Source organism: Coprococcus sp. TM115-187 (assembly GCF_027679115.1).
In the GTDB taxonomy this organism is placed as follows: Bacteria; Bacillota; Clostridia; order Lachnospirales; family Lachnospiraceae; genus Allocoprococcus; species Allocoprococcus comes.
Window position 1 is genome coordinate 63,989 of sequence record NZ_JAQEKS010000007.1, and the last position, 11,164, is coordinate 75,152.

At 42.8% G+C, this 11,164-nt stretch carries 12 protein-coding genes; 2 read left to right on the forward strand and 10 right to left on the reverse strand.

Translation table 11 applies throughout. The annotated features are described in order from the left end of the window. Positions 1-51: 51 nt before the first annotated feature. The 3 genes from rpoZ to PGW42_RS07100 all read right to left on the reverse strand — a co-directional run bounded on the left by rpoZ (position 52) and on the right by PGW42_RS07100 (position 1,882). Complete coding sequence (gene rpoZ, locus PGW42_RS07090; RefSeq protein ID WP_022220478.1) at positions 52-294, reverse strand: DNA-directed RNA polymerase subunit omega; 243 nt, start codon at positions 292-294, stop codon at positions 52-54. Positions 295-310: 16 nt separating this feature from the next. After that, positions 311-934, reverse strand: coding sequence for a guanylate kinase (gene gmk, locus PGW42_RS07095; protein ID WP_117556048.1), 624 nt, complete (start codon positions 932-934; stop codon positions 311-313). Positions 935-1,003: 69 nt separating this feature from the next. After that, positions 1,004-1,882 (reverse strand): YicC/YloC family endoribonuclease, encoded by an 879-nt coding sequence (locus PGW42_RS07100; protein WP_008375132.1) that lies wholly within the window; start codon positions 1,880-1,882, stop codon positions 1,004-1,006. Positions 1,883-2,079: 197 nt separating this feature from the next. On the opposite strand from PGW42_RS07100, the gene PGW42_RS07105 reads away from it, so the two are divergent. Continuing rightward, complete coding sequence (locus PGW42_RS07105; RefSeq protein ID WP_270203153.1) at positions 2,080-3,816, forward strand: Rqc2 family fibronectin-binding protein; 1,737 nt, start codon at positions 2,080-2,082, stop codon at positions 3,814-3,816. 175 nt (positions 3,817-3,991) lie between these two features. Here the strand turns inward: PGW42_RS07105 and murI are convergent, their stop codons facing one another. Continuing rightward, entirely contained in the window at positions 3,992-4,774 is a 783-nt protein-coding gene (murI, locus tag PGW42_RS07110) for a glutamate racemase (RefSeq protein ID WP_055155593.1), read from the reverse strand. A 157-nt stretch (positions 4,775-4,931) separates the two neighbouring features. Beyond that, positions 4,932-5,462: a DUF3877 family protein gene (locus tag PGW42_RS07115; protein ID WP_270203152.1), complete on the reverse strand. Its 531-nt coding sequence runs from the start codon at positions 5,460-5,462 to the stop codon at positions 4,932-4,934. A gap of 223 nt (positions 5,463-5,685) precedes the next feature. Here PGW42_RS07115 and PGW42_RS07120 point away from each other — a divergent pair, with 223 nt between their 5' ends. Further along, positions 5,686-7,086, forward strand: a complete 1,401-nt coding sequence (locus PGW42_RS07120) for an aldehyde dehydrogenase (protein WP_270203180.1) — start codon at positions 5,686-5,688, stop codon at positions 7,084-7,086. 183 nt (positions 7,087-7,269) lie between these two features. Here PGW42_RS07120 and PGW42_RS07125 read toward each other — a convergent pair whose 3' ends face one another. The 5 genes from PGW42_RS07125 to PGW42_RS07145 all read right to left on the reverse strand — a co-directional run bounded on the left by PGW42_RS07125 (position 7,270) and on the right by PGW42_RS07145 (position 11,156). Beyond that, on the reverse strand, positions 7,270-7,824 hold the full coding sequence (locus PGW42_RS07125; RefSeq protein WP_117556055.1) for a VanZ family protein: 555 nt from the start codon (positions 7,822-7,824) through the stop codon (positions 7,270-7,272). Positions 7,825-8,452: 628 nt separating this feature from the next. Beyond that, positions 8,453-8,884: a DUF2752 domain-containing protein gene (locus tag PGW42_RS07130; RefSeq protein ID WP_243271925.1), complete on the reverse strand. Its 432-nt coding sequence runs from the start codon at positions 8,882-8,884 to the stop codon at positions 8,453-8,455. A gap of 49 nt (positions 8,885-8,933) precedes the next feature. Next, positions 8,934-9,524, reverse strand: a complete 591-nt coding sequence (locus PGW42_RS07135; RefSeq protein ID WP_173826037.1) for a hypothetical protein — start codon at positions 9,522-9,524, stop codon at positions 8,934-8,936. A gap of 246 nt (positions 9,525-9,770) precedes the next feature. Continuing rightward, positions 9,771-10,562 (reverse strand): RnfABCDGE type electron transport complex subunit B, encoded by a 792-nt coding sequence (locus tag PGW42_RS07140; RefSeq protein ID WP_008375116.1) that lies wholly within the window; start codon positions 10,560-10,562, stop codon positions 9,771-9,773. 18 nt (positions 10,563-10,580) lie between these two features. Further along, positions 10,581-11,156 (reverse strand): electron transport complex protein RnfA, encoded by a 576-nt coding sequence (locus tag PGW42_RS07145; protein WP_055155598.1) that lies wholly within the window; start codon positions 11,154-11,156, stop codon positions 10,581-10,583. Positions 11,157-11,164 lie beyond the last annotated feature (8 nt).

Sequence of the window (11,164 nt, forward strand, 5' to 3'; positions counted from 1 at the left end):
TCCCCTATCATAAGAATACCCCGCAGACAGCTGCAGGGTATCGAACTTCTTTTATTTGTCTGCATCTTCTGCAATAATTTTGATCTTTCCACTGTTCAGCTCATCAATTGCAATAGAAAGCGGCTTTTCGCCGTCCTTAACAGGAACAAGCGGCATCTCGCCGTCAATGATCTGTCTCGCTCTCTTTGCTGTTGCAAGAACGATAGAATAACGGCTGTTGACAATCTTAGTTGCGCCTTCTTCCACGTCCTGATTTACTACTTTCATCAAATCGGTATATGATGGATGTAACATAAATTCTGCTCCTTTCCTACAGTTCCTTCAGTTCTTTTCTGATATCATCTATAAAGTCAGCATTCCGGCTTACCCGGTCATGCTCACCCTGAATAATGCTGTGCATCTCTTTTGCGCAGCGCTCCAGGTCATCATTGATCACAAGATAATCGTACTTCTCTACGCCCTGTGATTCTTCTACGGCCCGCTTCATTCTCGAATCGATCACTTCTGCGGTCTCGGTTCCCCGTCCTACCAGTCTGTCTTTCAGTACCTGCGCACTCGGCGGAGTCACGAACATCAGCAGGGTATCCGGATACTTCTCTTTCACTTTCAGCGCACCCTGGATCTCAATCTCAAGGATCACATCCTTGCCTGCCTCTAACTGCTCCATAACATACTGCTTCGGAGTTCCATAGTAGTTTTCTACATATCTAGCATACTCTATAAGCTCATCACGCGCAATCATTTTTTCAAATTCATCTTTGGTTTTGAAAAAATACTCTCTTCCATCTTCTTCCCCGACACGAGGCTGCCGCGTGGTTGCAGAGATCGATAATGCATAATTATCATAGTCCTGCATCAGCTTTTTCATCAGTGTTCCCTTACCGGCTCCGGAAAATCCGGATACTACAATAAGGATTCCTTTTTTTTCTCTCATAATCAGTTCTCCTGCATACTCAGACATTGAAATGTTATTTTAACACATCTTTTTACATTTTTCAAAGCTTTATTCAATATTTTGAATCTGCTCACGGACTTTTTCAATCTCAGTCTTCAGATCGATCGCATAATTGGATACTTCCAGATCATTTGCCTTGGATAAGATCGTGTTCGCCTCACGGTTCATCTCCTGCGCAATGAAATCAAGCTTGCGTCCGATTCCCTCTGTCTGTTCCAGAGTTTCCTTCATATGCTTGATATGGCTTTTCAGCCTTACCACTTCTTCATCTGTACAGATCTTGTCAGAGAAGATCACAACCTCAGCCGCGATCCGTCCTTCGTCAATCTGGGTGTCCCCAAGAAGCTCCTTCACTTTCGTTTCCAGCTTCTCCCGGTATTCAGCAACGATCTGCGGAGATCGCTCTTCAACCCTGGCAACAACTTCCAGCATTCCATCCAGCTTGCCAATGATATCCTTCTTCAGGTTCTCACCTTCTGTAGTCTTGGTCTGTACAAACTGTTCGCATGCGCCTTTCATTGCTTTTTCAAGACCACTCCAAAGTTCTTCCTCATCCACAGACTGTTCTTCCATCGTAAGGACTTCCGGGCAGCGTGCAAGTGTGGATACCCGCACATCATTATCAAGCCCAAACTGTTCTTCCATCTGCTTAAAGCTTGCCATATATTCTTCTGCCAGCTTCTGATTATATTTCAAAGTCATCTGACTTTCTGTCATATCTTCATACCCGATGAAAATATCAATCTTTCCTCTCTGCACATACTGCTTGAGCAGGTTGCGGATCGCGGACTCAAAGAAATTAAGCTTCTTTGGCATACGGATATTCACATCCAGGTAACGGTGATTAACCCCTTTCATCTCTACGGTAAATTTGCGGTCTGCTTCGGCGATCTCACACCGTCCAAAGCCTGTCATACTTTTTATCATTTGATTTTCCCTCTTCTTACTGACCTTTTAAGGGCCGTTTTACTATCGATTATTATAGTTCATTTGCACTTACTCGTCAACCGGGTGACAGGGCATTTTCACTTGTCTATGCATACCTCTCTATGCTATAATGAGCCCATTAAAAAAAAGAATATGCCCTGGCATATTCCCGGATAAATATGAGGTGAATTTTTAAAATGGCTTTTGATGGAATTACAATCGCAAATATCGTAAAAGAATTAAATGATACCATCCTGAACGGACGGATCGCCAAGATCGCACAGCCGGAAAATGATGAACTGCTTCTCACGATCAAACCTGCAAAAGGACAGGTAAGACTGGTCATCTCCGCAAGTGCATCCCTGCCGCTGATCTATCTGTCCAGAGACAACAAACCAAGTCCGATGACTGCACCGAATTTCTGTATGCTTCTGAGAAAACATATTGCAAATGGCCGCATCGTAGGCATTTCTCAGCCTTCCCTGGAACGGATCATCCGCTTCGAGATCGAGCACCTGGATGAACTTGGAGATCTGTGCCGCAAATCCCTGATCGTTGAGATCATGGGCAAGCACAGCAATATTATTTTCTGTAATGAAAAAGGAATGATCATCGACAGTATCAAGCATGTTTCCGCGCAGATGAGTTCTGTGCGTGAGGTTCTTCCGGGAAGAGAATATTTTATCCCGGATACTATGAAAAAAGAGAATCCACTTGGCATACCGGAGGAAAATTTCACACAGGAACTTCTATCCAAACCAATGCCGGTCGGAAAAGCGATCTACAACAGTTTTACCGGAATCAGTCCGGTTGTCGCCGAAGAGATCTGCTATCTGGCAGGAATCGACTCTTCTGTTCCGGCATCGGAGATGTCCGGTGATCTGCTGGCGCATCTGTACCGGCAGTTTACCTATTTTGTGGAGCAGGTGACAGAAAGCAAATTCTCTCCTGCTATTTATTATGATGGAAATGAGCCGAAAGAGTTCTCATCTCTTCTGCTCACCCACTTTTCCAACTATCAGGTAAAATCTTATGATTCGATTTCCGAAGTGATCCGGACTTATTATTCTTCCCGTGATCTGATCACCCGGATCCGCCAGAAATCTTCGGATCTGCGCCGTGTGGTTCAGACAGCGCTGGAACGTAACCGCAAGAAATACGACCTGCAGTTAAAGCAACTTCGCGATACGGAAAGCCGCGATAAATACAAGGTATACGGAGAACTGATCCACACCTACGGTTACAATCTCGAAGAAGGTGCAAAAGAACTGGAAGCACTCAATTATTATACTAACGAAATGATCAAAATTCCGCTGGATCCGCAAAAAACACCGCAGGAAAATGCAAAGAAATATTTTGACCGGTATAATAAACAGAAACGTACTTTCGAGGCTCTTTCAGAACTGATCAAAGAAACGAAAGATGAGATTGATTATCTGGAGTCCGTCAGCAAATCCCTGGATATTGCACGAAGCGAGGATGACCTGATCCAGATCAAGGAAGAACTGATCGAAAGTGGATTTATCCGCAGAAAGCAGTCTGCCAAAAAGGTGAAGATCACAAGCAAACCGTTCCACTATATTTCTTCAGACGGTTTCCATATGTATGTTGGAAAAAATAATCTTCAGAACGAAGAACTCACCTTCCATTTTGCAAATGGCGGGGACTGGTGGTTCCATGCGAAAAAAGCACCAGGTTCCCATGTCATCGTGAAGACGAACGGGGATGAACTTCCGGACCGGACCTTTGAAGAGGCAGCCAGACTTGCTGCGCATTACTCGAAGAATTCCGGGGCTGAAAAGGTGGAGGTTGACTATGTAGAGAAAAAGCAGGTTAAGAAACCAAATGGAAGCAAGCCTGGGTTTGTCGTGTATTATACAAATTACTCAATGATGATAGATAGTGATATTTCCGGGATACAGGAAGTACAATAAGATAGGTTGTGACACCACCAGAGAAGAATAAAATCCACCCCATTCCAAGTTGTGCAAACCATTCCGATGAGCCTCTTAGGGCGAGAATCGTGTTCAGCAAAGGCTTCCACGATTCTTGAGTCTCATCTCCATTGCACAAGATAGGAATGGGGTGGATTTTATTCGATATCAGTATTTACTTGATCTCATATACTTTATCTAACTGCGTCATACATGCCTGGATTTTCTTCATCCCCTCATCATCAGCAGGTTTTCCGGAGAAGTAGTAGGTGACTTTGCTGGGTTCTCCTGGGGTGGTTTGTTCGGGGAGAACTCGTTTTAGCTGGCGAAGGGTGCCTTCGTTGCCGTCTACGAAATGGATTTCTCCCGGGAAGATTTTGCGGAAGGATTGTTTGAAGTAGTTGAAGTGAGTACAGCCAAGTACGACTGCAGCATACTGGTTGAGTGTATAGCTCTGAAGGCTGTTTTTCAGATATTCATCTACTTCCGGGTCCTGGAATCTTCCGGCTTCGGCAAAGCGGACCAGTTTTGGAAGTGGCGCAAGGTCTACTTCGTGTTCGGTATCTACTTTTTCCAGAAGGCTGTGTAATTTTTCTCCGGCTATCGTAACCGGTGTTGCTGTTACCAGAATCCGTTTCTGCATATCCTGATAGAGCTTGAGCGCGCGCTTGACTGCCGGTTCCATACCGACGATCGGTACGGCAAATTCGCCTCTGAATTCTTTCGTTGCCACGCTGGTTGCCGTATTACAGGCGATTACGATTGCATCAACCTCCTTCGCGATCAGGAAATTCAGAACCTCTTCTACATATCCTTTGATCTGTTCCCTCGTCTTTTCTCCGTATGGAACATGCTTTGTATCTGCATAATATATAAATTCTGCTTCCGGCATCTTTTTCAGTGCGCGGTGAAGCACAGAAAGTCCGCCGATCCCTGAATCATATATTCCGATTTTCATTGGTGTTACCTCGATTTCTTATTTTCTTATCTGGTTTAAAGCCAAAATCTGTATCCATTTTTATTCAATTTAATGATGTGAGTGTCAAAAGTAAATTTTGCCACTCACTGATATAACCGGATTGCTCCATCGCTATGCAATTCCCGCAATGTTCGATTTAAAAATCAAAATCTGCATAATCTTCCGGGAGAAAGCGATGATAGATAATATGACAGCCTTCATCTTTAAAACAATAATAATACTTGTCCTCGCCCGCTTCAAAACGGATCATCCGGTCAAATTCTCCATTGTCCATCGGTTCTGTCACGATCTTGTCCGAATGTGAACAGAACAATGCTTCGATATCTTCCATCGTGCAGCCATGCTTTGCGACAAGCTCCACCAGCTCTTTGATAAATTCATTCGGTTTCATATTTTCATGCACATATTCCGATGCTTTTTCCGATAAAGCAAAGCAAAAACGGTCCTTTACATGTGTAATCCCGACTTCCCCGAAAATATCTTCTGCTGCTTTCGGAAAATCTGCAAGGAGCTCCTGCATCTCTTCCGCATCTGCATTCGCCTCCATAAAATGATTCAGTGAACTGAGCGGATAATAAAGCCGGATCATCTCTTTCCGATATCCGAGCTTTGCCTGCTCTTCCTTTACCAGATCGATTAAACTCTTTTCCAAACGCTCGTATCCCATATATATTAAAACTCCTGTCTTGATAAAATTATGCGAGTCTGCTGCTGCAAACAAAAATATTTTATCACATTCTTTCCATTTTCGCCACTCACACCATTGAAGAATTCCCTTATTTTCGTTATCATAAAAGAAACATACGTTATTTTCAGTATAAAAGACTCTTCAAAAATATTCTAACACCAAACACAATTTGGAAAACAGGAATCGAAACTTAAATATCCAGATACCTGGGAGGTTAAAACACATGGATGAACAGACAATCAGACAGCGGATCTCCACGCAGCGTGATTTTTTTGCAACCGGCGCAACACTTCCGCTTTCTTTTCGATTAAAACAATTAGAACAGCTAAAACTTGCACTCAAACGCCATGAACAAGATCTGTACACTGCACTAAAAGCGGATCTTGGAAAAAGCCGGATGGAAAGCTATATGTGTGAAATCGGTCTGACGCTTTCCGAGCTTACCTGGATGCAAAAGCATTTACCAAAGCTGATGCGCTGTAAAACCGTCCCTACTCCGCTGGCACACTTCGCCGCCAAAAGCTTTCAATCGCCATCCCCCTACGGAACCGTACTGATCATGAGTCCCTGGAATTACCCGGTACTCCTCACTTTAGAACCGCTGATCGATGCGCTCGCCGCCGGAAATACCGTCATCCTGAAGCCAAGCGCTTACGCTCCACACACCAGTCAGCTTCTGAGTCAGCTTCTCAAGGAATGCTATCCACCGGAATATGTAACGATGATCACCGGAGGCCGGGAAGAAAATCAGGCGCTCTTAAACCAGCAGTTTGATAAAATCTTCTTCACCGGAGGAAAAACGGTCGGTAAAGAAGTCCTTCGTCACGCTGCCGAATATTTGACTCCTGTCACTTTGGAGCTTGGCGGAAAAAGTCCGTGTATTGTAGATTCCACAGCGAAAATTTCTCTCACCGCAAAACGGATCGTATTCGGAAAATACCTCAACTGCGGACAGACCTGCGTTGCCCCGGATTATATCCTCTGCGCTGCTTCCATTCGCGACCAACTCCTTCAGGCACTGGAAAAAGAAATCCACCGTCAGTTTGGTAAGCAGCCTCTGCAAAATCCGGATTATGGGAAAATCATCAACGAAAAACATTTTCACCGGCTGCAGAACCTGATTGCTGCCGATAAACTGGTCTGTGGAGGTGAGTCCGATCCGTCTGCCCTGCGCATTGCCCCGACCATCCTAAAAGATGTCACCTGGGACGATCCGGTCATGGGCGAAGAAATTTTTGGACCGATTCTTCCGGTACTTACCTATTCTGACCTGAATGATGCAATCCGGCAGGTCGAATCCCATCCCCACCCGCTTGCACTCTATCTTTTCACCGAAGATCCTGCTGCCAAAAAGAAAGTCCTTGCCAGATGCCATTTTGGCGGCGGCTGCATCAACGATACCATCATCCACCTCGCCACCAGCCAGATGCCGTTCGGCGGTGTCGGAGAAAGCGGCATGGGATGCTATCATGGAAAAGAAGGATTTGAATGCTTCACACATCAGAGAAGCATGGTCGATAAGAAAACCTGGATGGATCTGCCGATACGGTATCAGAAGTACCGGTTCTGGAAAGAAAAAATGCTGAGAGGCTTCCTGCGCTAGGATTAGCGCGGGGAGAGCTTCCCAGCAGATATAACATCACGAACTTACCTTCTCAATCAGACACTGATGTTCTATCACATCAAAAGGGCTCCTCATCATAAATATCTGCCGCAATTATCCAGAATGCTCTGTACTCCCCGCAAATCGAATATTGAAATTCCAGGAAATTATTTCTGGATAATATCAGCACTTTTCACTCAGACATGTTCTGAGACACTTGCATACGATCTTCCATATCGCCCATCCGATAAACATCCCAACTGTATTTGTTACCACATCATCCAATTGTAAATATCCTCTCTGCGTAATATGCTGTGTGATCTCTATACCACAGGAACATAAAAAACCAATCAGCACACATTTCCAACCGCTTCTGACTTGTTTAAAAACTATTGGTAACAATACACCAAAAGGAATAAACATAATAATATTCTCAATAAACATAGCATGCATATGGAAAGAATGTCCCCATGTTTCAAATAACACTAAACTAATTTCTTTCCTGCTCCCCGCTTCTCTTGAAAAAAAGACAGTCTGAAAGGTAACAATAATATAGGCAATAAATAATATCCACGCAATTCTATATTTTTTATTAATTCCATTATCCTTTTCCTGCTTTTGAGAACCTTTCTCATACACCCAACTAATAAAAAATACAAGACAAGCACTAAAAATGATTGCCGGAATCAGCCACATTACTGGTTGATTAAAATCTTGAATTATTATTTTTTTGTACAACTTGATTTCTAATCACCTTCCTTTTTAGTATCATATCAAATCAATTATTTTAGATATTTTTATTCTTTCTTCCTTCAACAGGCTCACTTCAATTACAACAATGGTATCGCATACTTTTTCATTTTGTGCCTCCAAACGATTTTACCACTTATCCAAGATTGTTTTCAACATTATCTTTTAGTAATAATTATATCCTAAAATAAATTTCTAAATTCCACCTCTTCGTCTCGGAATGAATGACTCATCCTTGTCCACAGCTTTGTTCTTATATTTTCTGATGCTTCTTCTGTTTTTTATTGCTTCGATCATTTTTCCTCATATTCTCCTTAACCTCGTCCGGTACATCGATCAGACCGAACCGGTAGAACATTCCGTATATGATTAGGGTGTCAAAATAGTAAAAAAAGTTGCGATATTTTGATAAAGTTTTACAGTTAAAGCACCTAAATCCGTTATGCCTAACTTAACGAAATATGTTAAAAATGATAACATTATTTATGTTGTAGAAAAATACTGGGTAAAAAAAGTCGCTTAAGTGGAAGATAAGCGACATTTGTTTTTATGATTAATCCAAAAAGTGCCGCTCCATCATCGTTTTGATGACTTCGCAGCACTTCTATATACTCTACTATAAATAATTTCTTCCACTTCTAATTATCTCCCACCCCCGGTATCCCACGCTTCCATAATAATAACTCATCGGAGCATCTCCCGGAAAATACCTTACCATTCGGTACACATAATATAGAATCAGTCCTACGCACAGAAGAATCACCCATTTCCCAAGACTCTTCGTTTCTTTTCTCTGTATGTATCTCCGCACGCCAAACCATCCCACCAGAATAATCACACCATAAATAAACGGATGCATTTTCCATGCCCCGGCAAAGTCCCCTCGCAGCACCATAAACATCGCTCTTGTAAGCCCGCATCCCGGACAAGGAAATCCCGTCATGATCACCATTGGACACAGACTGTATAAAAACTTTCTTCCTATAACAAAATAAATTGCAAATACAAGAATCGCAATGCGGATATTCCATAAGTCCTGTAAAAGCATCTTTATTCCTGCTATTAATCTATTTTTCACAAAAGTGTTCCCAACTTTCTTACTGAGGTGCATCTTTTTTCAAAATATCCTGCACATAATCAACCGGTCTTTTTACTGCTTCCGAAATCATTTCATCTGTGCATTTCATTTCATGTAAACTCCAGATAAATTTAACCGTTGTCTCCTCCTGTCCTATCTCTCGCCCTTCTATTCTACCTTCTTCTCTTCCCTCTTTTCTTCCTTCTTCTCTTCCTCGTCTAACCAACACATCACTAAATCCCGTCATCGTCATAGCCACATCCTCCTTAAATTCCTCTTCCCATTCAATATGTGAATATGTCTCTATTTCTTCTATATTTCCCACAAATACCTGATTAAGATAATCAAATATCCCTGCATCTTCGCCCCGTATCCGATATTCATCCGTCTCCGAAACCGGTGCGTCACTGACAACCTCATCCGATGTAATCGATGCAAGGTCCAGACAATTCAGGATCTCTTCCTGCGAACACCCTTCAAATTCCGGGATCACCATCTCCATAATCGGCACAATGATCTCTTTGCTCTTAAAGAGTTTCTTCACGCCCTTGTCATACTCTGCGCCAATATTTACAGATGATGCAATGTCGTATTTTGTCTCTATTTTCATTTCTATTTTGGATGATTTTCCATCTAACCGTCAACCAATAAATTTTCTTTTCCTTCTCCATTTTTCCTATTATAACATACCCCACGATATTCTAAAAATTAAATTTTTCTAACTTTCTCTTTCCCTCCTTTCATCCTTCCGCATCTGACTGAACTCAATAAAAAAAATTCGGATGCATTTGCAGAAGCCTAAGAAAAACTTGTTCTTAGCCTCCGAAACAGCATCCGGATTCTTTTCTTTCATTATCTACTTAATGATCTTCTTCGGACATTTCTCCGCACATTTTCCACAGTTTGTACATTTTTCCGGATCAATGTGTGCGATGTTATCTACTACATGTACTGCATCAGATTCACATACTTTTTCACACATCTTACATCCGATACATCCTACGGAACATACGCTCATAACGTCTTTTCCTTTATCTTTTGAGCTGCACTGTACGAGATGTTTCTGTTCATAAGGTACAAGCTCGATCAGATGTTTTGGACAGGTGGCGATACATTTACCACAGGCTTTACATGCTTCTTTGTCAACTACTGCAATTCCGTCTACGATATGGATCGCATCGAACGGACATGCCTTTACGCAGCTTCCGAAACCAAGACATCCGAAAGAACATCCTTTTGGTCCGCCATTCTGCATCATGGCTGCCATCTGGCAATCTGTAATTCCTGTATAATCATATGCCTGTTTTGCTTTTTCGCAGGTTCCTGCACATTTTACAAATGCAACTTCGTGTACGCTTTCACCGGCTTCTTCGCCCATGATCGCTGCGATCTTTGCTGCTACCGGAGCACCGCCGACCGGACACTGTCCGACCGGAGCTTCTCCTTTTGCGATAGCTGCTGCAAGACCGGAACATCCGGCATATCCACATCCACCACAGTTGTTACCCGGAAGTTCTGCGAGAATCGCTTCTTCTTTTTCATCTACTTCAACTGCAAATTTCTTGCCTGCAATTCCAAGGAAGACACCGATGAATACGCCGGTACCGCCTACGATAAGTGCAGCAATCAATACTCCTGTTATACTCATAACACGGTCCTCCTTCTGTTAAATGATTCCTGAGAATCCAAAGAACGCGATGGACATCAGTGCTGCTGTAAGCAGTACGATCGGAGTTCCCTGGAAAGACTCACTGATATCGTTGTATTCGATCTTCTCACGGATACCAGCCATGATCACGATCGCGATCGTGAATCCGACTGCTGTGGAGAATCCGTATACAACACCTTCAAGAATGTTATATCCTTTTGTTACACAGTTCAGTGATACACCAAGTACTGCACAGTTTGTTGTGATCAACGGGAGATATACACCAAGTGCATTATAAAGCGGAGGCATAACCTTCTTGAGGAACATTTCTACAAACTGAACGAGTGCTGCGATAACCAGGATAAATACGATGGTCTGCAGATACTCAAATCCTGCCGGATGTAAGATGAACTGGTAGATCGCACCGGTAATGAAAGATGCGATTGTAATAACGAAAACAACTGCGCCGCCCATGCCGGCTGCTGTCTCAATTTTCTTAGAAACACCAAGGAAAGGACAGATACCGAGGAACTGGCTGAGTACGACGTTGTTAACAAGCGCCGAACCAACTGCTATAATAAGTAATTCTTTCATCTCTTATC

Excerpts from the sequence above, each read along its gene's own strand:
- rpoZ (WP_022220478.1), bottom strand. The coding sequence starts at position 294 with ATGTTACATCCATCATATACCGATTTGATGAAAGTAGTAAATCAGGAC.
- gmk (WP_117556048.1), bottom strand. The coding sequence starts at position 934 with ATGAGAGAAAAAAAAGGAATCCTTATTGTAGTATCCGGATTTTCCGGA.
- PGW42_RS07100 (WP_008375132.1), bottom strand. The coding sequence starts at position 1,882 with ATGATAAAAAGTATGACAGGCTTTGGACGGTGTGAGATCGCCGAAGCA.
- PGW42_RS07105 (WP_270203153.1), top strand. The coding sequence starts at position 2,080 with ATGGCTTTTGATGGAATTACAATCGCAAATATCGTAAAAGAATTAAAT.
- murI (WP_055155593.1), bottom strand. The coding sequence starts at position 4,774 with ATGAAAATCGGAATATATGATTCAGGGATCGGCGGACTTTCTGTGCTT.
- PGW42_RS07115 (WP_270203152.1), bottom strand. The coding sequence starts at position 5,462 with ATGGGATACGAGCGTTTGGAAAAGAGTTTAATCGATCTGGTAAAGGAA.
- PGW42_RS07130 (WP_243271925.1), bottom strand. The coding sequence starts at position 8,884 with ATGCTTTTACAGGACTTATGGAATATCCGCATTGCGATTCTTGTATTT.
- PGW42_RS07135 (WP_173826037.1), bottom strand. The coding sequence starts at position 9,524 with ATGAAAATAGAGACAAAATACGACATTGCATCATCTGTAAATATTGGC.
- PGW42_RS07140 (WP_008375116.1), bottom strand. The coding sequence starts at position 10,562 with ATGAGTATAACAGGAGTATTGATTGCTGCACTTATCGTAGGCGGTACC.
- PGW42_RS07145 (WP_055155598.1), bottom strand. The coding sequence starts at position 11,156 with ATGAAAGAATTACTTATTATAGCAGTTGGTTCGGCGCTTGTTAACAAC.